This window comes from Kutzneria sp. NPDC052558, from assembly GCF_044547355.1.
Lineage (GTDB): Bacteria > Actinomycetota > Actinomycetes > Mycobacteriales > Pseudonocardiaceae > Kutzneria.
In genome coordinates, this window is the sequence record NZ_JBIUAG010000002.1 from 215,482 (window position 1) to 237,902 (window position 22,421).

General features: G+C 68.0%; 18 protein-coding genes and 1 tRNA gene. 9 read left to right on the top strand and 10 right to left on the bottom strand.

Annotation, left to right across the window (positions count from 1 at the left end; genetic code table 11):
* Nucleotides 1–121: 121 nt before the first annotated feature.
* The 3 genes from ACIG5F_RS03975 to ssb form a co-directional block, all read right to left on the bottom strand.
* Nucleotides 122–3,154: a diguanylate cyclase domain-containing protein gene (locus ACIG5F_RS03975; RefSeq protein ID WP_396515879.1), complete on the bottom strand. Its 3,033-nt coding sequence runs from the start codon at nt 3,152–3,154 to the stop codon at nt 122–124.
* Nucleotides 3,155–3,169: 15 nt separating this feature from the next.
* Nucleotides 3,170–4,846 carry an energy-dependent translational throttle protein EttA gene (gene ettA / locus ACIG5F_RS03980; protein ID WP_396515880.1) on the bottom strand — a complete coding sequence of 559 codons (1,677 nt, stop codon included), beginning with the start codon at nt 4,844–4,846 and terminating at the stop codon, nt 3,170–3,172.
* A gap of 287 nt (nt 4,847–5,133) precedes the next feature.
* Complete coding sequence (gene ssb / locus ACIG5F_RS03985; RefSeq protein WP_396515881.1) at nt 5,134–5,586, bottom strand: single-stranded DNA-binding protein; 453 nt, start codon at nt 5,584–5,586, stop codon at nt 5,134–5,136.
* 298 nt (nt 5,587–5,884) lie between these two features.
* On the opposite strand from ssb, the gene ACIG5F_RS03990 reads away from it, so the two are divergent.
* The 6 genes from ACIG5F_RS03990 (at nt 5,885) to ACIG5F_RS04015 (ending at nt 11,611) form a co-directional block, all read left to right on the top strand.
* Nucleotides 5,885–6,937: a hypothetical protein gene (locus tag ACIG5F_RS03990; RefSeq protein WP_396515882.1), complete on the top strand. Its 1,053-nt coding sequence runs from the start codon at nt 5,885–5,887 to the stop codon at nt 6,935–6,937.
* 60 nt (nt 6,938–6,997) lie between these two features.
* On the top strand, nt 6,998–7,678 hold the full coding sequence (locus ACIG5F_RS03995; protein ID WP_396516369.1) for a response regulator transcription factor: 681 nt from the start codon (nt 6,998–7,000) through the stop codon (nt 7,676–7,678).
* Complete coding sequence (locus tag ACIG5F_RS04000) at nt 7,675–9,072, top strand: sensor histidine kinase (protein ID WP_396515883.1); 1,398 nt, start codon at nt 7,675–7,677, stop codon at nt 9,070–9,072. Before ACIG5F_RS03995 ends, ACIG5F_RS04000 begins: the two co-directional genes overlap by 4 nt.
* An 88-nt stretch (nt 9,073–9,160) precedes the next feature.
* On the top strand, nt 9,161–9,799 hold the full coding sequence (locus ACIG5F_RS04005) for a TetR/AcrR family transcriptional regulator (protein ID WP_396515884.1): 639 nt from the start codon (nt 9,161–9,163) through the stop codon (nt 9,797–9,799).
* On the top strand, nt 9,796–10,737 hold the full coding sequence (locus tag ACIG5F_RS04010; protein ID WP_396515885.1) for an ATP-binding cassette domain-containing protein: 942 nt from the start codon (nt 9,796–9,798) through the stop codon (nt 10,735–10,737). The genes ACIG5F_RS04005 and ACIG5F_RS04010 overlap by 4 nt, the downstream gene beginning before the upstream one ends.
* Nucleotides 10,738–10,759: 22 nt before the next feature.
* On the top strand, nt 10,760–11,611 hold the full coding sequence (locus tag ACIG5F_RS04015; protein WP_396515886.1) for an ABC transporter permease: 852 nt from the start codon (nt 10,760–10,762) through the stop codon (nt 11,609–11,611).
* 320 nt (nt 11,612–11,931) lie between these two features.
* On the opposite strand, the gene ACIG5F_RS04020 is transcribed toward ACIG5F_RS04015, so the two are convergent.
* Nucleotides 11,932–13,905: a cytochrome c oxidase assembly protein gene (locus ACIG5F_RS04020; RefSeq protein WP_396516370.1), complete on the bottom strand. Its 1,974-nt coding sequence runs from the start codon at nt 13,903–13,905 to the stop codon at nt 11,932–11,934.
* A 90-nt stretch (nt 13,906–13,995) separates the two neighbouring features.
* On the bottom strand, nt 13,996–15,198 hold the full coding sequence (locus ACIG5F_RS04025) for an MFS transporter (RefSeq protein ID WP_396515887.1): 1,203 nt from the start codon (nt 15,196–15,198) through the stop codon (nt 13,996–13,998).
* Between the two features lie 95 nt (nt 15,199–15,293).
* Between ACIG5F_RS04025 and ACIG5F_RS04030 the strand changes: the two genes are divergently transcribed.
* Complete coding sequence (locus ACIG5F_RS04030) at nt 15,294–16,376, top strand: LacI family DNA-binding transcriptional regulator (protein ID WP_396515888.1); 1,083 nt, start codon at nt 15,294–15,296, stop codon at nt 16,374–16,376.
* Between the two features lie 147 nt (nt 16,377–16,523).
* Nucleotides 16,524–16,596: transfer RNA gene (locus ACIG5F_RS04035), tRNA-Arg, on the top strand.
* Between the two features lie 850 nt (nt 16,597–17,446).
* Here the strand turns inward: ACIG5F_RS04035 and ACIG5F_RS04040 are convergent.
* Genes ACIG5F_RS04040 through ACIG5F_RS04055 form a run of 4 tightly spaced genes read right to left on the bottom strand, consistent with a single transcriptional unit; the run spans nt 17,447 to nt 20,799 of the window.
* Complete coding sequence (locus ACIG5F_RS04040) at nt 17,447–18,061, bottom strand: response regulator transcription factor (protein WP_396515889.1); 615 nt, start codon at nt 18,059–18,061, stop codon at nt 17,447–17,449.
* A 1-nt stretch (nt 18,062) separates the two neighbouring features.
* Nucleotides 18,063–19,178, bottom strand: coding sequence for a sensor histidine kinase (locus ACIG5F_RS04045; RefSeq protein WP_396515890.1), 1,116 nt, complete (start codon nt 19,176–19,178; stop codon nt 18,063–18,065).
* Nucleotides 19,175–19,909, bottom strand: coding sequence for an ABC transporter permease (locus tag ACIG5F_RS04050; protein WP_396515891.1), 735 nt, complete (start codon nt 19,907–19,909; stop codon nt 19,175–19,177). The genes ACIG5F_RS04045 and ACIG5F_RS04050 overlap by 4 nt, the downstream gene beginning before the upstream one ends.
* Complete coding sequence (locus ACIG5F_RS04055; protein WP_396515892.1) at nt 19,909–20,799, bottom strand: ABC transporter ATP-binding protein; 891 nt, start codon at nt 20,797–20,799, stop codon at nt 19,909–19,911. Before ACIG5F_RS04055 ends, ACIG5F_RS04050 begins: the two co-directional genes overlap by 1 nt.
* A gap of 88 nt (nt 20,800–20,887) precedes the next feature.
* Here ACIG5F_RS04055 and ACIG5F_RS04060 point away from each other — a divergent pair, with 88 nt between their 5' ends.
* On the top strand, nt 20,888–21,187 hold the full coding sequence (locus ACIG5F_RS04060; protein ID WP_396515893.1) for a hypothetical protein: 300 nt from the start codon (nt 20,888–20,890) through the stop codon (nt 21,185–21,187).
* On the opposite strand, the gene ACIG5F_RS04065 is transcribed toward ACIG5F_RS04060, so the two are convergent.
* A complete protein-coding gene (locus ACIG5F_RS04065; protein WP_396515894.1) occupies nt 21,150–22,361 on the bottom strand; it encodes an alpha-hydroxy-acid oxidizing protein in 1,212 nt (403 codons plus the stop codon). The genes ACIG5F_RS04060 and ACIG5F_RS04065 overlap by 38 nt on opposite strands.
* Nucleotides 22,362–22,421: the final 60 nt, after the last annotated feature.

Sequence of the window (22,421 nt, forward strand, 5' to 3'; positions counted from 1 at the left end):
CACCGTCCACCCTAGATGGGCCTTCGTCCGCAAACGCCTAGGGGTTGCAGCTGAATCGAACCTTGTGACGGGAGCCACCAACGGGCGTTCGGAGGTTACTGACGAGTTGGCTTTCGCCTGGTCAGCGTTCCGGTGGTGTCCACGTCCAGTCCGACCAGTTCCGCTCCGGCTCGGCCGGTCGCGGCTCACGGTCGACGACCGGCCGGTCTTCCCGGAACGACGTCGGCTCCCAATCGCCGAGCCCTGAGGTGTCAGCCCGCGGAGGCCGGCTCTCCTTGCCCGAAAGCACCCAGTCGGACAACATCGGCGGTTCGGACGAAGTGCTCGGCACCTCGATCCGGTCATCCGGTTCGGGCTGCCGGTGCCGCGACCCCGTCGGCTCCGGTTGCCAGTCGTACCGGTCGACGGTCGGCATCGGTTCCGGCGAGGGCCGCGACTCCGACGGCGCATCGTCGAAGTGCGCGTGAACAGCGTGCTCGGTCGACTCGAACGCCACCAGCGCCTCGGCCAGCAGGTCCGCCAATTCCGAACGCGGCCGTCGACCACCAGTGCTGCTGACACGCTCGTCGGCTGACCGATCGGCCGTCCTCGAACCCGCGTCGAGGTCGGCGGCCGCTGCGGCAGCATCCCGCTCAGCGACAGGCTCGGGTTCGCGTTTGACGACGCTGTCCCGTCCCACGACCTCCTGCGGCAGACCGGCGTGAGTGGCAAACGGCACTGTCTCAGAGTCCGCATCACCGCCGAGCTCAGCCGCCTTGGCCCCAAGAACCGGCGGCCGCCCTGGCGTCCCGAGCGAAGCGGCCAGGTCATCTGTCCGCGTGGATGGCGCGGGCGACGGCGAAGGTGGGCGGGCGGTCACAGGCTCGACGGCAGGCGGCTCAGCGGTGACCCGGCTCGACGGCGGCTCAAGCCGCCACCGCCCGGAATCGGCACGGAGTTCGTCGGCAATTTCGCTGCGTTCAAACGACTCGGCGCGGCGACGCCTGCCGCTCGTCGGCTGGTCAGCCGCCGGCTTGACGGCCGGCGCCGGCTCGGCCGGCGCCTCGCCTTCGGACGGCTCCGGTGCCCGCCGCCGCCCGCCAGTACCAGCTGCGGCCAGCAACTCGACCAACGAGGCAAGACCTGGGCGGTTCGAGTCGTCATTGGCGTGCCGTGACTGTGCTCCCGCCTCAGCCCCAGTTTCACGGTTCTCAGCGCGACGTCGGCCGCCACTGGACTCCGCCCGGGGCGGCTCAGCACTAGTCGAGTCCGAATCGGTAGTGGCCCGGAAGAACGCCGCCAGCGCACCCGGCGCCTGTGGGCGCTCACGGGCCGACACTTCGGTCCCGTCCGAGAACATGTTCGCGGCATGCACGACGTCTACCGGCGTAGTAGGCGTTCCGGCGTTGCCCATACGCCATCGATCAGCCGCTTGTGCCCAGGCTGTCGACAATCCCGCTGCCTGCTCATCCGCTCGCCTCGTACGACGGCGAGGCAACTCGCCGGCCGGCGGTGGCGTTGATTGAGGCGCGGGATCAACCAGCTCGACCGAAGTCTCCGCAGCCGGCGCAGTCCCGCGGGCATCCAGGTCGACGACCTGGTGGGCGCTGTTGCTACTCCTCGCCTGCGATAGCGCATGGTCCGCGTCGCTCAGCAACGCCTCGCCACCGCTCCCGGGACGGTATTCGGCAACGCCGCTGGTCATCGTGATGGGTAGACGCGGCGACACCTCGGACCTGAGTTCCTCAGCCCATTGCTGAGCCTGGTGGCGCGTAGTGTGCGGAAGCAGCACTGCCAGCTCGCCGCCGGCGGTCCTCCCGACCGCCGCTTTGTCTGGAGCTGTGTCCCGCACCCGATCAGCGATCTTGCGCATGATCTGGTCGTCCACCTCGGGTGCACCGGAGCCGTTCACCCGCGCGACGTCGACATCCAACAACACCAAGCTCAGCGCGTGGTCGATGTGGCCACCATTGACAACGACGTCGATCTGCCGACGGAACCCGTTGCGGTTCAACAAACCAGTGGCCGAATCGGTCTCCAGCGGAGGACGCGAGCTGGTTGCCGGCGGCTTGATCAGGCCGGCCAGCTGCTCCTTGAGGCCCGCGCTCTCCCGATGCGCGGCCGCGAACTCCTCAGCGAGCTTCGCCCGCACGGTATACAGCGCGGCAGTCCGGCGCCGCTCCGCGGTGTGGGCACTACGCAGGCAACTCAACGCATCAGTGAGTTGGCCTGCCATCTCGTGCAGATGGGACAACGCAAGCATGCTCTCCGACAGCAACGGATCTAGCTGGTGCCTCCCCGCGCTGTCGGCAACGTCGAGAAGCAAGTCGTTCGCGATGCTGGTGCGGCCAGCCGGCAGGTGGACCCTCGTCGCCAACGCCAACTTCAGCCAGCCCACTGCGGCTGCCGATGGCGCGCGCACGGGCTGTTCGAGCAGCTCCTGCGCTGCTGTCACCGCATCCGCCAACTGCTCGGAGTCCATCAATGCGCATACGAGCTCCAACACCAATCGGCTGGCGACATAACCCGAATCGGCCGCCGCGTCGCTCAACTCTGCGAGCAACGCGAGGCCGTCACGGGCCGATCCGACCGCCGCCTTCAGGTCTCCCCACCGACGGTGTTGCCGCGCTGCAGAGGCACGCAGCAACGCTCGAGACAACAACTTCGCGTCGGCATCGAGGGTGGCGTCCTCGCCGTAGAGCTGATCGGCTTGATCCAGCGCGTCGGTGAGCTCCTCGCTTCGACCGATCAGCACCAGGCAGTCCGTCAGCGCGACAAGGGCGGAAGCACGTACCTCCGTCGGCACGTCCTCGGCACGCAGGACCGGCTTGAGCACGCCAAACCCCGTGAGCGGGACACCGGCGGCACGCGCACAAGCCGCCAGCTCGACGCGCAGGCGCCAAGCAAGCTCGGCGTGGTTGCCCGCTTCGGCGGTTTTGAGCGCGGTGACCGCCCGCTCGACGGCTTGAACGCCCCTGTCGAGCCGGTTGAGGGCGAACACCGTGAGCGTGTCCGCCCTCAACCTCTCCAGCTCGTCTCGACGGCCTGTGGCGAGTGCGGACGCCCGCTCGCTGAGCACCAGGCTCAGCTCCGGAGCCCGCCAACGCATCAGCCAGGCCGGCACGCTGAGCGTGCCGACCTCCGCATCCGTCTGCGCCTCGTCACTGCCGGCCACGATCGATTGCCGTCCTCAGTCCCGTGTCAGCTTCCGGTGGGTCACCCGATGCGGACGGGCCGCGTCAACGCCCAGCCGGTCCACCTTGTTCTTCTCGTACCCTTCGAAGTTGCCCTCGAACCAGAACCACTTCGCCGGTTGCTCGTCGGTTCCCTCCCACGCCAGGATGTGCGTCGCGACCCGGTCAAGGAACCACCGATCGTGGGAGATGACCACGGCGCACCCCGGGAACTGCTCGAGTGCGTTCTCCAGCGAGCCCAGGGTCTCGACGTCAAGGTCGTTCGTCGGCTCGTCGAGCAGGATCAGGTTGCCGCCCTGCTTGAGGGTCAAGGCGAGGTTGAGGCGGTTGCGCTCGCCACCGGACAGCACACCGGCCGGCTTCTGTTGGTCGGCTCCCTTGAAGCCGAAGGCGCTGACGTAGGCCCGCGAGGGCATCTCCGTCTGACCGACCTGGATGTGGTCGAGGCCGTCCGACACAACTTCCCAGACGTTCTTCTTCGGGTCGATGCCGCCACGGTTCTGGTCGACGTAGGACAGCTTGACCGTCTCGCCGATCTTGACGGTGCCCGCGTCCGGCTGCTCCAGGCCGACGATGGTCTTGAACAGGGTGGTCTTGCCGACGCCGTTGGGCCCGATCACGCCGACGATGCCGTTGCGCGGCAGGTCGAAGGACAAGCCGTCGATCAGGACGCGGTCGCCGAACCCCTTGCGCAGGTTGCTGACCTCGACGACAACGCTGCCCAGACGCGGGCCGGGCGGGATCTGGATCTCCTCGAAGTCGAGCTTGCGGTTCTTCTCGGCCTCCGCGGCCATCTCCTCATAACGCTGGAGACGGGCCTTCGACTTGGCCTGACGGGCCTTGGCCCCGGAGCGGACCCACTCCAACTCGTCCTTCAGGCGCTTCTGCAGCTTGACGTCCTTCTTGCCCTGGACGGCGAGGCGCTCGGCCTTCTTCTCGAGGTAGGTGGAGTAGTTGCCCTCGTAGCCGATCACCCGGCCACGGTCCACTTCCATGATCCATTCGGCCACGTTGTCAAGGAAGTAGCGGTCGTGGGTGACCGCCAGGACGGCGCCGGCGTACTGGGCTAGGTGCTGCTCGAGCCAGAGCACGCTCTCCGCGTCCAGGTGGTTGGTGGGCTCGTCGAGGAGCAGCAGGTCCGGCTTGCTCAACAGGAGCTTGCAGAGCGCGACCCGGCGGCGCTCACCACCGGACAACAGCGTCACGTCCGCGTCGGGCGGCGGGCACCGCAGGGCATCCATGGCCTGTTCGAGCTGCGAGTCGAGGTCCCACGCGTTGGCGTGGTCGAGCTCCTCCTGGAGCTTGCCCATCTCGTCCATGAGCTCATCGGAGTAGTCCGTGGCCATGAGCTCGGCGATCTCGTTGAAGCGGTGCAGCTTCACCATGATGTCGCCGACCCCCTCCTCGACGTTGCCGAGGACGGTCTTCTCCTCATTCAGCGGCGGCTCCTGCAGAAGGATGCCCACGGTGTAGCCGGGGCTGAGGAACGCCTCGCCGTTGCTCGGCTGGTCAAGGCCGGCCATGATCTTGAGGACACTCGACTTGCCCGCGCCGTTCGGGCCGACGACACCGATCTTGGCGCCTGGGTAGAACGCGGTGGTGACGTCATCGAGGATGACCTTGTCCCCATGCGTCTTGCGCGCCTTTTTCATGGTGTAGATGTACTCGGCCATGGGCGCGATCGTAGAGCGACGCGGAGTGGACCAGAACCTCGGTAGCCACGAACGGGCGGGACGAGCCACCGAAGTTGACGCGAACGTGGAACGCACGGGATGTCCCGTACCGCCGTTCGGTCCATCTCACCTGCGGTGACGACCCGACCATCGACCGCGACAGCCCGAGTCCACCCCCGCGAGGGTGGCGGACCTCACTCTTGCTGCCGCCCGGCCGCACCAGGTCAACCGGGATCGAAGACAGAGGTGGGCACGAAGGCCTCGATCGGCCGTCGTGCCCACCCGTCTCAGACCGCGACAGCGGAAAGCGGCGGCGAGACCTGCTCCCCGCCGATCTTGTCGAGGTCCACCGCCCGCAAGAACGAAGCGAAGTCCTGCTCAGCGCTGACACGTTGGGCGTCCGCAGTGCAGAACGCCAGGTTCGGCCCGATCGCAGTCGCGTCGACCTTGGCCAGCGTTCGCTTCTCACCGTCCTTCTCGAACTCCTCCATCCGAAGCCTGCCGTTGACGATCACCGGGTCGCCCTTCTTCAGGGAGGCGGCCGCTCCCGTCGCGAGCCGCCTCCATCCGGTGACCCACACGAAGAGCTTGGGCCCGTCGGACCAAGTCGCTTTCTCCCTGTCGAAGAACCTCTCCTTGGAGATCAACCCGAAGCTGACAAACGGGCTTCCCTCCTTGCTCTGACGAAGCACCACGTCCGTAGAAACGTTCCCCACGACGGTTACCGTTGTTTCAAACACTGATCCCACCCTTCGCACGAGCCATCAGGCCACGGCCTTGCTCCACACCTGCCGTCGACCACCAACAAGCCCACTGTGCACCCAGGCGGCCGACGAAAAAAGCTGGTCAGACACAGCCTGTGGATAACTCGGGGCCGGCAGGGAGTTGTCCACAGGTTGATCTTGAGTCGCCGCCGCGAGCACTCAATTGTGGTATACGCACCGATTCGCGAACGGTACCCAACGTGGCAAATTGACGTAGTTGCGAAAGCGGCGACGAACGCTTAGCGTGAATGGCATCCGCCCCAAAGGAGCAGCCATGCAAGAGCCTTGGAACACACCCACTCTGCTGACCACATCGCTAAATCTCACCGAGGGCAGTCAGACCGACCGTGAGGTTGTAGAGATGGCAAGGGAACTCGTCCGACTGGAATCAACCGTACGTGCGACCCTCAGCCACGTTGTCGCCGTGATGGTCGGGCAAGGCGCCCATGAAAGCTTTGGCCACGCCACGACCGCCGACCTGCTCAGGAGCGAGTTCCACCTCTCCGGTCGCGAGGCCAGCGAGCTTGCGGTGGCCGCGGTTCGACTACGCGAGCAGCTCCACTGCACGTTCCTCGCACTGCAGGCCGGACTGATCACCTGGTCGCATGCGACGACATTCGTCCGCGCCGTGGACCGGCTGGGCATGAACGCGGTCAGCGACACCGAACACGACTGGATTGAACGCATCGCCACCCGGACCAGCCCCGAAGTGCTGCAACGCGTCGTGCACAGCCGTCACCTGGAACAGGTCGGCTATCCGTCGCCGTCGACACCCGAGCCTGGCGTCGACAAAGGCCGACGCGCGAGCTCGACCGCGTCGTCGGGCACACCCACCGACGCCTCAACCGACGCTTCCAAAGCTGCAGGCGACTCCGAAGGGCTGGGAGCCCGGGACGCCGAACCCGTAGATCAGGAACCTCAGCCAGCGAGCTCGACCGACGAGCAACTGCAAGAACGAGACGATTTCGCCAAGTCAACCCACGTCGAACCTGGCGCAGCTGCCGATCCTCGATCAGCTCAATCACCCGTGCCGACGACCGCGCCGACATCGACACCATCGGGTGACAAAGCATCGTTCGCTGCCGAGACGTTCGCCACGTCATTCGACGGATGCCTGCACCCGGCCTGCGTGGCCGAGGCGTTTCCACGGGAGATCGCGTTCACGATGCGCTGGCTCGACGGCAGTGTGTCGACGATTCTCGGTCATAGCCCCGCCTGCGACGAACACGCTGCCGAGCTCGCAAGTCGTCCGGTCGACCGCATCCGTGTCGGACATGGCAGTGGGTTCAGGATGATCGGGCCGGCTCTGGTCACGGACGCCGCCTGAGCAACTGAGAGGTTGCTGTGAACAATCGCGATGGCGGTCGATGTCGGTGAGGATGGCCCCATGCGTGTCCTGGTCGTAGACGACGAACCCGCGGTTCGCGAGTCCATCAGTCGCAGCCTCCGGTTCGAGGGTTACGAGGTCGAACTTGCGGCCGACGGGGAGTCGGCTCTCAAGTTCCAGGCGGCCAGGCCTGCTGACGCCGTAGTTCTCGACGTGATGATGCCCGTGATCGACGGACTTGAGACGTGCCGCCGACTCCGGGCGACCGGGGACCGGGTGCCCGTCCTGATGCTGACCGCGCGCCGCGCCGTCGGTGATCGCGTGACCGGCCTCGATGCGGGTGCGGACGACTATCTGGTCAAGCCGTTTGCCCTTGAGGAGCTGCTCGCGAGGTTGCGAGCGTTGCTCCGCCGAACCGACACCGGCGGCAGCGAGAAGCTCACCTTCGGCGACCTCGAACTGAACGTCACCGCGCGCACCGTGCTCAGGGGTGACCGCCTGATCGAACTCACGCGCACCGAATTCGACCTCCTCGAGCTGCTGCTGCGGCATCCACGGCGGGTGCTGTCACGGTCGGTTCTGTTCACGGAGGTATGGGGATACGACTTCGGCACGGGTTCGAACAGCCTGGACGTGTACATCGGCTACCTGCGCCGCAAGCTGGAGGCGCACGGTGAGGGCCGACTCGTGCACACTGTTCGTGGAGTCGGCTACGTGCTCAAGGAGTCGGAGAACGCGTGAAGGGACGACGACCGTCGCTGCGCCGACGCCTCGGCGTCGTGTCGGCGGCTGCGGTCGCGGTCGCGGTGATCGGTGTCTCGGTCGCGGCCTGGCTGCTGCTCCGCGACCAACTGAGCGATGTGATGAACGAGCGTCTCGATCGGCAGGTGGTCTTCGCAGTGAAGATCGACTCGGCCGGGATGCGGTCCACGATCCAGAACAACGGGCCTGACACACCGCTCTACCAGACCGTGTTCCCGGATGGGTCGTCGTTGACGCCGGTGGGGCAGGCGTCAATTCCGGTGTCGGCTGCCGATCGGCAGGTGGCCCGCCGGGAGCTGTACGACACGACCGAGGACGTCAAGATCAGCGGCACGTCCTACCGGGTCCTCACGCGATGGATCCACACCAAGCAGACCGGACCGAACGGACACGCGGTCCAGATTGCCATCGATCTGAGTGAGACGAACGGGACACTCGCGAGCTTCGGCCTGATCCTGGCGTTGACCGGGGGCGTCGGCATCGCGGCCGCCGGCGTACTCAGCTACTGGCTGACGCGTGCGGGTCTTCGACCAGTGGACCGCGTTGTCGCCGCAGCCGAGCATGTCGCGAGCACTCAGGATCTCAGCGCCGCGGTTTCAGTGGATCACCGAGATCCCGATGAGGTGACACGTGTCGCGGAGAGCATGAACTCGATGCTCAATGCGCTCGGCGCTTCGCGCGATGCGCAACGCCAACTCGTGGAAGACGCCAGCCACGAGTTGGCGACGCCGCTGACGAGTCTGCGCACGAATATCGATCTTCTTCTACGGGCGGAGAACCATCCCGAGCGCCGACTGGAGTCGGCCGACAAACAGCGTTTGCTGCAGGATGTCCAGGCTCAGATGCACGAGCTTGATCATTTGATCGATGAGGTCGTCGAACTGGCGCGTGACCCACGCACCGGGGAGGACGTCGAAGATCTTGATCTGGCCGAGGTGGTGCGGTCGGCGATGACTCGCGCCCGGGCCAGGACGCCACAAGTGAACTTCACGCTGACGGAGAATCACGCGATGGTGCGGGGGCAGGCGAACGCACTGGAGCGGGCGGTGTTGAATTTGCTGGACAACGCCGCGAAGTGGGGCCCGCCAGGCTTGCCGGTCGAGGTGCTGGTGCGGCAGTGGGGGGCCAGCGCCGAGGTGAAGGTCTCGGATCGCGGGCCGGGAATTGCCGAAGGGGACCTGGAACGGGTGTTCGAGCGGTTCCACCGCACGAAGGAGGCCCGGCAGATGCCGGGGTCGGGGCTCGGGCTGGCGATCGTCAGGCAGGTCGCGCAGGGGCATGGCGGCCGGGCCTGGATGAGTCGTCGGGACGGCGGGGGCACCGATGCCTGGATCCAGATTCCGCAGGTGGGGCCAGCTTCAGCATCGTTATGAGTGATAACTCATTGCATGAGTGAGTCCACACTCATAAGCTGTGTCCATGTCCACCGAGTCACCCCCACGCCGTCGGCGCGCTCCTGCGATGAGCATGGAGGACCGGCAGGAGGCCATCGCCATCGCGGCGATCCCGCTGCTGGCCGAGCACGGCACCCACGTCACCACGGGACAGATCGCCAAGGCGGCGGGGATCGCGGAGGGCACGATCTTCCGGGTCTTCAAGGACAAGCAGGAGTTGCTGGATTTCTGTGTCCTGCGGGCGTTTCGGACGCGTGAGCTGGTCGAGCGGATGACCTTGATTCCGGTCGACCAGCCGATGCGGAAGCGGTTGATCGAAGCGATGACGATGATCGACGACATGGCTGCCCGGTTGGGGGCACTGATGCACACGCTGGGTGCCACCGGCTATCGCCCGGACGAAGCGAACCACGCGAAGGACCAGGAGTCGGGCGAGCACGGAAAGCCTCCGATGATGGACGAGTTCGAACAGACGACCACGGCGATCGCCAAGATGCTGTCGTCGGGCCAGGAAGAGCTGCGGCTGCCGGCTGATCGGGCAGCCGGCTATCTGATGGGGCTGGTCTTCATGACCAGGATGCAGGCGGTCCGGGCCGCTCGGGCCGAGGAGAAGGAGTCGGACTCGTTCGTGTCAGAGATCGTCGATCTCTTCATGAACGGCGCCATTGCCAACGGGGCGGAACAAGGGGGGAAGGACGCGCGATGACCGAAGTGATGATCGAAGCTAGAAACGTGAGCAAGGTGTTCGGCAGTGTGACGGCGCTGGACGACGTGAGCATTTCGGTGCCACAGGGGACGGTGCTCGGGCTGTTGGGCCACAACGGAGCCGGCAAGACGACGCTGGTGAACGTGCTGACGACGCTGCTCAAGCCGACGTCGGGATCGGCTTCGGTGGCGGGTATGGACGTGATGCGTCAAGGCGACCAGGTGCGTGGGCGGATCGGCCTGACCGGGCAGTTCGCCTCGGTCGACGAGAACATTTCGGGCCACGGCAATCTGGTGCTGATCGCGAGGTTGTTGGGGGCGAGCAAGAAACAGGCGTCGGCGCGAGCGGACGAGTTGCTGGAGACGTTCGACCTGACCGAGGCGAAGGACCGGACGGCGAAGACGTATTCCGGTGGCATGCGGCGCCGGTTGGATCTGGCGGCGAGCCTGGTGGGCCGGCCGGATGTCATCTTCCTTGACGAGCCGACGACCGGGTTGGACCCGATGAGTCGGATTGGCCTGTGGGAGATCGTCGAGAGCCTGGTTGGCGACGGCACGACGGTGCTGCTGACAACGCAGTACCTGGAGGAGGCCGACCGGCTGGCGGACTCGATCACGGTGCTGTCCAAGGGAAAGGTGGTCGCATCCGGCACGGCTGCGGAGCTGAAGGCCGGCGTCGGCAAGCGCACGGTGAGCGTGGTGCTGGCCGACCCGAAGGATGCCGCGACGGCGTTGAACGCGCTGTCCAAGGCGGGGCTGCACCCGGTCCACGACAAGGTTCGGCACTCGGTCACCACGCCTGTGGAGAAGTCGACCGACCTGGCGACTGTGGTGCGGGCGCTCGACGAGGTCGGGGTCGAGGTGGGTGAGCTGGCGCTCACCGAGCCGACGCTCGATGACGTTTATCTGGCCGTCAACAGCGAAGCTCCGGCCGCCTGAGTCGGACGAGGGGGAAAGTTCCATGACCACGACAGTGCAGACCACGACGCCGACCGGCCACTCGCAGGGGCGCAACGGGCTGGGGTGGCACGGCAGCAGCTTTGCCACGCAGGTGTGGGTGCTCACGCAGAGGTCGCTCAACACGTTCTTGCGTGATCCACGGATGCTGTTCTTCAACTTGTTACAGCCACTGGTGATGCTGCTGCTGTTCAGTCAGGTCTTCGGCGGGATCAGCCAGCTGGGCAGCTTGCAGCAGTGGGGCTCCTACATCAACTACCTGCTGCCGTCGACGTTGGTTACGACGGCGATGACCTCGGCGATGAGCTCCGGGGTCGGATTGCTGACCGAGATGTCCAACGGCGTGATCGCCCGGTTCCGGTCGATGCCGGTGAGCCTGTTCTCGGTGCTGCTGGCCCGGAGTCTGTCCGACACGGTGCGGATGGCGATCCAACTGGTCTTCATGCTGATCGCGGCGGCGGCGCTGTTCGGCTTCACACCGGCGGGCGGCATGCTGGGTGTGGCGGCGGCGCTGGCGGTGTCGCTGGTGGTGGGTTGGGGCCTCGGCTGGCTCTTCCTGGCCATCGCGACCTGGGTGAAGAAGGCCGAAACGATGCAGGCGGTGGCCTTCCTCGCGATGTTCCCGCTGATGTTCGGCTCCAGCGCGTACATGCCGGTGTCCACGATGCCGGGCTGGGTGCAGGTGATCGCCAATGTGAACCCGCTCAGCTACGCGATCTTCGCCTCGCGCGGTCTGGCGACGACGATCTGGGAGGCAAACCCGGCCTACACGCTGATCGCCTCCGTGGCGATCTCGGCGGTGATCGCCTTGGTCGGCGGAGTCATCGCGACGCGGAACTTCCGTCGCACGAACTGATCGGCGAGCGAACGGCCCAGTCGGCAGTGGTGTTGCCGACTGGGCCGTCGCTTTTCCGACGTGAGCTCGGGTCTTCGTGATGGCCCGAGCTCGGTTGGGGACCGCTGGTTGAGCGGGCCGGTGGTGGGCAGCGTGAGCTGCGGATGGGCAACGTCAGGAGAGGCTGAGCAGCTTCAGAGGTGGGTGGGCAACGTCAGGGTGGATAGGCAGTATCAGGGGGGAGGCGGGCGACACAAGGTGTTGGCGGCCAATACAAGCCGAGGGTGGAACCGTATCGGCTCTGAGACGATCACGATGGACATGAGGGGCGCTCGGGTCGGCTACTTCGGTTGGGGGCCACCACGTTGACTCATCTGTTCGAGCATGGCGTTGTAGGCGTTGAGGTCGGCGTCGCCGTCGGTGTCGGCGCGGCGGTCGGCCCGGCGGGCAGCGCGTTCGTCGGTGCGGGCCCACTGGGCGAGCAGGGCGAGCATGACTATGAGTAGGGGCAGTTCGCCGGCGGCCCAGGCGATGCCGCCGCCGAGGTGCTGGTCGGAGAGCTCGTTGGTGACCCAGGGCAGGGCCAGCGACCGGTAGAAGTTCTGGCCGATCACGGTCTGCATGCTCATGAGAATGACGCCGAAGAACGCGTGGAACGGCATGGAGGCGAAGACCATGCCGAGGCGGCCGAGGGGAGGGAGGCGTCGGGGTGCGGGGTCGACGCCGATGACGGGCCAGTAGAACAGGTAGCCGACCAGGATGAAGTGGGCGTTCATCACCAGGTGCGCCCAGTGGTAGTTCAGTGCAGAGTCGAACAGGCCGGAGAAGTAGAGCCCGTAGAAGGAGCCCACGAAGAGCACGAGGGCGACGACCGGATTGGTGAGGACACGGGCGATGGGCGAGTGCACGGCGGCGAGCAGCCATTCGCGGGGCCCGGGGGCGCGGTCCTTGCCGGCGGTGGGCAGGGCGCGAAGGGCGAGGGTGACGGGCCCACCGAGGGCAAGCAGCGGCGGGGCGAGCATGTTGAGCATCATGTGCCCGCCCATGTGCACACTGAACATCGCGGTGGAATAGCGGCCAATACCGGACGAGGTGGCCAGCAGCACGGTGGCGCAGCCGCCGACCCAGGCGATGGTGCGGCCGACGGGCCACCGGTCACCACGCAGGCGAAGGCGGCGCACACCCAGCAGGTAAAGGGCGATGCCGAGGATGGCGGCGGTGCCGTAGACGAGGTCGAAGCGCCAGTCGAAGAGCAGACGGAACACGGTGGGCGGCCCGTCGAGCGGATAGCCGATGAGGCGTTCGACGTCGCTGACTGCGGAGTAGACGTCCTGGGGTGGAGGGGTCCGGGCCAGCGCGGACGCGACGCCGAGGGTGACGAACATGATCAGCACTTCGACCGCGGCGAGCTGGATCAGGGCCCGTCCGGAGCCACGAGCGATGACGGCCTTCACGCCGCGTTGGCGCTGGAAGTAGCCGATGACGCCGAGCACGGCGAGCAAGGCGATCTTGGCAAGGACCAGCAAGCCGTAGGAGGTGCTGAGCAGGTCGGACAGGGGCAGCCGGACGAGGGCGTTGATGACACCGGAGGCGGCCATCACGATCCAGCAGACCAGGGCGATCTTGGAGAAGCGGCTGGTGGCGAGGGGCAGGTCGGCGCCGCGGCGGCGGGCGTGGGCCAGCAGCGCGATCAGGCCGCCGACCCAGATGGCAGCGGCGATCAGGTGGTACAGCAGGCTGTTGGTGGCCAGGTCGTGGGAGCCGCCGGCGGACGAGTGCCCGCTGGCCGCGACGGGCACAAGCGCGATCAGGGCGAGGAAGAACAGGCTGGCGGTCCAGCCCCAGGACAGCGCGAAGAAGCAGCCAATGGCCAACAAGAAGACGATGACGGCGGTGATGACCCACGCCTCGGACTGCTCGACGATGCCCACACTGCTGATGAGCACGCTGGGGTTGAGCATGAAGCTGATCGGCTTGCCCTCGGCGTCGGCGAGGGTGAACGGCACCTCGAGCAGGGCGCCGACACACCAGGCGACGGCGGACCAGCCGGCGGTGCGGAGCGCCGCGTAGCCGTCGACGGCGAGCCGGCCGGAACGCCGCGGCGCGGTGAGGAAGGCGGCGAACAGCAGGGCGCCGACGCAGACGGTCGAGGCGGCCTCGGTCAGGACCCGGACGGCGGTGATGCCGTAACGGGTGATCGCGCCGGGATCGGGCAGGCCCAGGTTCGTGTACAGCAGCTCGCTGCCGGAGAACAGCGTCAGCACGGCCGCGACCAGCGCGGCGATGACGGTACTGATCAACAGCAGCGGGAGCATGCCGGCGGGTCGGCGAACCTGCGCGCCGGGTGTGGGCTCGGCGGTCACGACGTCTTCGGCCACGTAGTTGAGGGTAGGCCGCGACGCAGCTCACACCGTCGGCGCACCGACCGCAGTTGGTGCGCATTCCCGACGACGGGCGCGAATCACCAAAGCGACGGTGGGCACGATGAGCGCGGCGATGAGGGCGGCGGCGCCGAGCGTGAGGCCGAGGCCGCCCCACTGGGCGAGTTGCCCGAGCAGCGGCGGCCCGGCGAGGAAACCGGTGTAGGCGATGGTGCTGACGAAGCCGATCTCGCGTTCGCCGCCGGTGCCGTCGGCGCGCCGGCCGGCAGCGCCGGCCAGGCTCATGGTGACGGGGAATGAGTACGCGAGCCCCGCTCCGGCGAACGCCATGCCGACGTACGCGATGACGGGAACGGGAATCGTGACGGCGGCGAGAAGTCCGACGGCGGCCAGCGATGCGCCGAAAACGAGCATTCGGTACGGACCCCAGCGCCGCTCCACGGGTTCGCCGGACAGCCGGGCAACGGCCATCGCGATGGAGTACACCGAGTAGCCCGCGGCGGCAAGGGAGTCCGGCACGCCGCGATCCTGGGCGAGAAATAGCGCGGTCCAGTCGGCCGAGGCCCCCTCGGCGACGGCGGAGAACAGGGCGATCAGTGCCAGCAGCCAGAGCAGAGGGCGACGGAGCGGCGAGGGACCGGCGACGACAACGTCGCCCGATCGGGTCCGAGACCGTTCTCCGGCCTCCGCCGGCAGCGAGGTGACGATAAGCGCGACGGCAACGACGCCGATCCCCGCGAGTGTCAAGAACTGCTGTGACGGGCTCCACCGCATGCCGGCGGCGAACGCGGCGCCGAGAGATCCGATGAGCCCGCCAAAGCTGAAGCCGGCGTGGAACACGGGCATGAGCGGCCGGTCGAGCAGGCGGATCACGGTGACGGCGGCGATGTTCATGGAGACGTCGAGCGTGCCGATGGTCAGGCCGAGGCCGAACAGCACGAGGCCGAGTTGCAGCGGCGACGCGGTGAGCCCGAGCACCGGCAACACGACGAAGCCGGCGGCAGCGGCGAGCACCATGACGGCTCGCGAGCCGAAGGCCGCGCAGAGGCGGCCGGCGATGGGCGCGGAGACGAAGAGCCCGACGCTCACGCCGAACAGCGACAGTCCGAGCCCGGCGGGGGTGGCGCCGACCTGCGCGGCGAGGGCCGGCACGCGGGCGGCCCATGAGCCGAAGACCACTCCGTTGAGCACGAACACGACGAACACAGCGGTGCTCTTGGCCAGCATCCATACCCCCTTCGACTGGAACGTGACTGTACTGAAGCGCTTCAGTTGAGTCTAGTGCGTCAGTTCGCCCCTCCGCGCCAACTACGCTCTCCCCTGTGGACACCGAGCAGAGCCGCCGACCGACCCTCGACACGGTCGCCCGTGCCGTCGGGGTCTCGCGGGCGACCGTGTCCAACGCCTACAACCGGCCCAACCAGCTCTCCGCCGGTCTGCGCACCCGGATCCTCGAGGTCGCCGACCGCCTCGGATACCTCGGCCCCGACCCGGTCGCCCGCAGCCTGGCGACGCGGAAGTCGGCCGCGGTCGCGTTCATGCTGCCGTCGGGTCTCTCCAGCGCCTTCTCCGATCCAGCGCTGACGATCATGTTGGACGCGCTGGCGGCCACGGTCGACGGCCGCGACCACGCGCTGGTGTTGTTGCCCGGCGACGAGACCGGCGGACCGCGGCCGGAGAGCGTCGCCCGGGCTCAGGCCGATGTGGCCGTGGCGTACTCACTGCCGGACAGCGCCCCCGCGCTGACCGCGGTACGCCAGCGCCGGCTGCCGATGGTGGTCGTGGACCAGCCGGCGAGCGGCGGCACGGCGCGCGTCGAACTCGACGATTTCGGCGGAACGCAGGCGGTCGGCCGTTATCTGACCGAGCTCGGACATCGCGACTTCGGCGTGATCTCACTCACCCTTCATCCGGACGGCCGCTCCGGCCCGGCCGAGCCGCAACGCCGCACCGGCTCGCCGTTCCGGGTGACGCGCGAACGCATGAGCGGCTACGTGGACGCGCTGGCCTCGGTCGGCATCGCCGCTGAAACGGTGCCGGTCTGGGAGGCCGTGACCAGCGGACGCGAGTACGGCCGGACCGGCGCGCGGTGGTTGTTACAGCAGAGCCCCCGGCCCACGGCGCTGCTGTGCATGTCCGACGAACTGGCGTTGGGCGCGCTCCAGGCGGCTCGCGACGCCGGACTGTCGGTGCCGGAGGACGTGTCGGTCGTCGGATTCGACGACACGCCGGCCGCCGGTGTCGCCGACCCGCCCCTGACCACGGTCCGACAACCGCTGGTGGAGAAGGGTCGACTGGCCGGTGAGCTGGCGCTGACCCTGCTGGACGGCGGCAGACCGAGCAGACCCGTGCGGTTGGACGTCGACCTGGTGGTGCGCGCATCAAGCGCAGCCCCGATCCGGTGAACCCGAACGCGGATTGACAACGCCGAGTACAGAAATCGGCACCCACGGTGGTTGTCCATATCGTGATCATCCAAATGAGGGTCAACCGGAAACGACTGACGGGCTTCAAGCGATGTACCTCACGGGGCGTGCGCCTGCATGCCTCAAGCCTCCGTAGCTCAGCGGACAGAGCGAGTGACTTCTAATCACTTGGTCGCAGGTTCGAGTCCTGCCGGGGGCACCCTTTCCACCTGCGAGCGCACCGTGCCGCAGGCGCACGGCCACGGCGGCGCGGCTTCCTTCGCTACTCCATTTCGCACCGAGCCGCGGCCGGGAATACGCACGCTGGGAACCGGCTCCGTCACGTGGCGTAAGTCTCACTTGAACGTGGTGCTCTCGCCACGGAGCGCAGCGGTCGGCAACAGCATTCGACTGTTGATTGGGAAAACAGCGGTCAAACACGTCGACGCGGACATCGCGACCGCCACGCGATCCAAGGAAAGGCTGATCCGGGAAAGCGCCGACGGAAGATTAGGCAACGATGACCGCCACTGCGACAAACGGTGCCCGCCCACGGCCGCTGTTCGTCACTCCGGTGACGCCCATCCGGCCGATCCCCGCGACAGCCGGATCATTCGAAGGCCGGCATTCGGTCGATCAGGCCGCGCAGAAAGACCACCTCCCTGGCGGACCGAGCCGCCGAGCGCGCAGCTCCGAGGCACCCGCCATCAAAGCCGGTCCATCGTGCAATCTGGTCAGCCCGGGGCACGCCGCCATCAGAGCAGGCCACGTTCGCCGATGGCCTGAGTACCACTCTCCGCACCATCAACAGCACCAGCCTGCCCGGGCAGCCTCGCGCACGCAGCCAGCCACGGTCCCGAGCAACCCGGTCCGCCACGTTGACGGGCACGCGACCCTCCGGACCAACAGCAGCACTGGCCGCACTGGTGACCTCGCTCGTACAGCCAACCGCGGCTCAGAGCAGCCCGGCCGGAGCACCCACCGCCAGAGCACGCCACGCTCACGCGCGGACGACCCTCCGGACTGACAGCGGCACCGGCGGAATTGGGTGGCCTCGGTGCGTTTCGCGCTCAGAGCCAGCCGCGTTCGCGGGCGGTGTGGGCGGCCTCGGTGCGGGTGCGGGCGGCGAGCTTGGCCATCGCGGTGGACAGGTAGTTGCGGACGGTGCCCTCGGCCAGGTGAAGGGTGGCGGCGATGGTCGCGTTGGTGGCTCCGTCGGCGACGGCGGCGAGGAGCTGGCGCTCGCGTTCGGTGAGCGGGTTGGCCTGATCCCAGGCGGCGAGGGCGAGGGCGGGCGTCACGACATGCTCGCCGGCGTGGACCCGGCGGAGGGCAGAGACGAGTTCGGCGATGGGGGCGTCCTTGAGGACGTAACCGGAGACGCCGGACTCGAGGGCCCGGCGGAGGTAGCCGCCGCGGGCGAAAGTGGTGACGATCAGGACCCGGGCCCGAAGGCCGAGCCGGCGGAGGTCGGCGGCCAGGTCGAGGCCGGTGCGGCCGGGCATCTCGATGTCGGTGAGCAGGACGTCGGGGTCGTGCTCGCGGACGGCGGCCAGGGCGGCGTCGCCGTCGGTCGCGGTGGCGACGACCTCGATGCCGGGCTGGAGCCCGAGCAGGGAGGCGAAGGCGTCGAGCACCATGCCCTGGTCCTCGGCCAGCACCACGGTGATGTTCGGTTCGGACATGTCAGGTGGCCACCCTCAGCGGTACTCCGATGGTGATCGTCGTGCCGGACGAGCTCAGCCGCTGCACCCGACCTCCGATGGCGGTGATGCGTTCGCGCAGGCCGGTCAGGCCGTTGCCCTCACGCGGCGTCCCGCCGATGCCGTCGTCGGAGATGACCAGGCGCAGCTCGCTGCTGTCGGTCTCGATGCCGATGTGGCAGGTACGGGCGCGGGCGTGCCGGGCGACGTTGGTCAGGGCCTCCCGCAGGGCCAGGGCCAGCTCGTGCTCGGTGGCGCCGGCGATGGTCAGGCCGGGATCGCGATGCACGGTGAGTTCGACGCCGAGGCTCGTCAGCGTGGTCCGTGCGGACTCCAGCTCGGCTTCCAGGGTGGCCTGCCGCCAACCGGACAGCGCCTTGCGCACCTCGTCGAGCGCGCCGCGGGCGGTCCGCTCGACCTCGGCGGCCTCGCGTTGCGCCCGATCGGGGTCGACGGCGATCAGGGACTGGATCAGCTGGGTGCGCATGACCACGGCGGTCAGCGAGTGGCCGAGCAGGTCGTGCAGGTCGCGGGCGATCCGCTCGCGTTCGACGACGGTGGCAAGGTGCTCGATGCGGGCGTTGTGCAGCCGGAGCTCGGCCTGCTCCCGCACCCGCTCGGAATGCTCGACCTGGATCAGGCCGATCACCCAGATGAACATCAGCGGCGGGATGATGCCCCACAGCCGCCACGGCCATTCCACTGTGGACACCAGCGACAGTAGGCTGACCAGGATGGTGAGGCCGGCCAGCCAGCGCAGCGCGTCCCGCCGGGATTCCGACAGGCCGGCGCTGGCCGCGGCGTAGACGAACAGGGTGCCGGCGCCGGCGTTGAAGGGCGTGGCGAGGATGGCTAGCACGGCGATGGGAACCGTGAACCACCAGCGGGTCCGCTCCGGGCGGGCCAGCATCACGGCGTACAGCGACATCGTGATCACGACGACCACGCCGACCAGGATCCAGTCCCAGGTGGTGCCTTTCGGGGCGAACATGGGCTGGAACACGATCAGCACCAGCCACACCAGGTGCACCCAGCGGGAGATCCGCAGCCAGGGTCGCCCGGCTGCGGACCTCACGATGTCATCGGCGGTGTCGGTCATGACTTCGCATGACGATAAGACACGGCCGCGAACGCGGCGGTGATCACAGTCATGCCTGCCAGAACCACCGCATGCATCATGGCGGCACCGCCGTTGATCTGGGCCAGTGCCAGCTGGGCCAAGTGATACGTGGGCAGGAACTGGGCGATCACGGTGAACACCGGCGGCAGGATGGACAGCGGCATCCACAGGCCGGACACCACGGCCGAGGCCATCAGGAACGCGGTCAGCACGGCCGAGGTGGTGTTCGGGCGGGCCTGGAAGCCGACCGCGAGGCTCAGCAGCGCGAACGGCAGCGCGCCCAGCAGCAGCACCACGCAGACCCGCAGCAGCTGCGGGACCGAGGCCACCAGCGTGCCGTTGAACTCGGCCAGGATCGACATGATCACCAGCAGGCCCACCGCGTACGCCAGCGCGGCGGTGACCTTGGCGGCCAACGTCACACCCACCGGTACCGGCGACACCTTCTTGGCACGCAGCCAACCCCGGTCGCGGTCCCGGGAGACTCCGATGCCCGGGTTCATCAGGGTCACCGCCAGCACGCCGTACGCGCCGAAGGTCGCCACCATCGCGGTGCCCGCCGGCACCGCGCCGGCCGGCTGCGACCCGAACAAGGACACGAACAGTGCGAAAAAGCCCACCGGCATCATGATCGAGAAGAAAAGCGCGGCTGGCTCACGAACGATGCCCTTGAGCTCGTCCGCCACCTCCACGCCGAACACGCGCGTCATCACACCAACGACCCTTCGGTCAGATGAACCACTGCGTCCTCCAGCCTGGCGCCCTCCACGCGGAGGCCGCCGACGGCCGGGTCCTCTGCCAGCAGCGCCCGCAGCACCTGCTCGCAATTGCGCGTGCCGAGGTGGACCTCGTCCCCGTCGCGGTTGACCGAGAGCACGCCGGGCAGCGCGGCCAGCCGGTCGTCGGCCAGCGTCGTGGTAGCCACGACACTGCGCACGGTGATCCGGTCGATCAGGCGGTCCGGCCGCTCGTCGGCGAGCACCTTGCCCTTGCTGACGACGACCACCCGATCGGCGACTTCCGAGCATTCCTCGATCAGGTGGGTGGTCACGAGCACGCCGGCGCCTCGGAAGCGGCGTTCGGCCAGGATCTCCCAGAACCGTCGGCGCGAGGGCACATCCAAGCCGACCGTCGGCTCGTCGAGCACCAGCAGCGCGGGGTCTCCCACCAGCGCCATCCCCAGCTGGACCCGCTGCTGCTGGCCGCCGGACAGCTTGGCCGCCCGCCGGTTGGCCAGCGACGTCAGGTCAAGCTCGGCCAGCACCGGCCCAGCCGCGCCGCGCGAGGCCCCCCGCCGCACCGCCGCACCGGCCACCAGCTCGCCGACCTTGAGCGTGTTCGGGAAGCCGATCGACTGCTGCACAGCACCCAGCCCCCTGCGGGTGCGAGCGTCCCTCGGGTCGCCGCCGGCCAGGCTGATCTGCCCAGTCTGCCGGGCCAGCAGCCCAGTCACCAGGCTCACCAGTGTCGTCTTGCCGGCGCCGTTGGGCCCGAGCAGCGCGACGCACTCCCCGGGCCGGACGGTCAGGTCTACGCCATCCAGCGCGACCGTGCCCCCATAGCGGTGGCGCAGGTCCCGCACCGTGAGCACCTCGTTCACGGGATCCCCCTCCTTCGTCTGTGGCACCAGCCTGCTGGTCGGAGGGGATTCCGCGTAGTGAGGTGACGTCACCAACCGGAGATGACAAGTGTCATTTCCGGGTCAGATCCAGCCGCGCAGGTCGGCACGGACCTCGAACCGGCCGAACTTGCTTCGGGAGGCCTGGCTGCCATACGAGTTCGACGCCCTGCGCATCCCGCTCGGCGAGAGCCGCGCGCGGTACGAGGCCCCCATCGACGCCGTGCTGCGACTGTGGACCGAGGAGAAGGTCACCGAGCAGACGCCGCTCTTTTCCTACCAGGACGTCACCTCGCTGCCGCCGTCTTTGTCGTACGACGACCAAACCATCTCTAACGCAACCGAGCATGGCTCGGGCGCAGGTCGGTGACCGCACGCACGCCGAGCAACTGCATGGTCCGCACGATCTCCTTACGCAGGATGTCAACGGCGCGCTGCACGCCGCGCTCGCCGCCGGCCATCAGCCCGTACAGGTAGGCACGGCCGATCAGGCACAGGTCGGCGCCCATCGCCCGGGCGGCCACGATGTCAGCGCCGGACAGGATGCCGGTGTCCAACCAGACCTCGGCGTCGCCCTTGACCTGGTCGACGACCTGCGGCAGCAACTCCAGCGGCGTCGGCGCGCGGTCGAGCTGTCGACCTCCGTGATTGGAAAGCAGCACCGCGTCGGCGCCGTGCTTCACGACGTCGCGGGCGTCGTCGACGTTCTGGACGCCCTTGACCACGAGCTTGCCCGGCCACAGATCGCGGACCCAGTCCAGATCGTCGAAATTCAGCGTGGGGTCGAACATCGAGTTGATGAGATCCTCGACCGTGCCGCCCCATTCGGTCAGCGACGCGAAGGTCAGCGGCTCGGTCGTCAGCAGGTTGAACCACCACGCCGGATGTAGTGCGCCGTCGACGAACGTGCGCAGCGTCAGCGCGGGCGGAATCGTCAGGCCGTTGCGCACGTCCCGCATCCGCGCACCGCCAACGGGCGTGTCGACGGTGAGCAGCACAGTGTCGTAGCCGGCCGCCCATGCGCGCTCCAGCAGCTCACGCCCTGCGCCCTTGTCACGCCACACGTACAGCTGGAACCACTTACGCGCGTCGGGCGCGGCCGCCGCGACGTCCTCGATGGACGTGGTGCCCATTGTCGACAGTGCGAACGGAATACCGACGCGCTGCGCGACCTTGACGACCGCCCGCTCCCCTTCATGGTTCATCATGCGCGTGAACCCCGTGGGCGCGAATGCGAACGGCAGTGCGCTGCGCCGGCCCAGCACCTCGACACTGGTGTCCGGATCGGCGACGCCGCGCAGCACGTTCGGCCGGAACTCGACGCGGCGGAACGCCGTGCGCGCACGGCGGAGACTGTCCTCCAACTCGGCGGCACCGTCGGTGTAGTCGAACACCGCGCGCGGTGTGCGCAGGCGCGCGATGGTGCGGAGGTCGGCGATCGTGTGCGCGGACGCGAGGCGCCGTTCGGTCGGGTCCAGCACGAACGGCTTCGGTCGCAGCAGCTGCGCCAGCTCGCTGGGACGTGGCAAACGGCGTTCAGTCACCTCGCACCTTCCTCACTCACTGTCCGGGCACAGCACGGGCACGATTAGTGCGGCAGATAC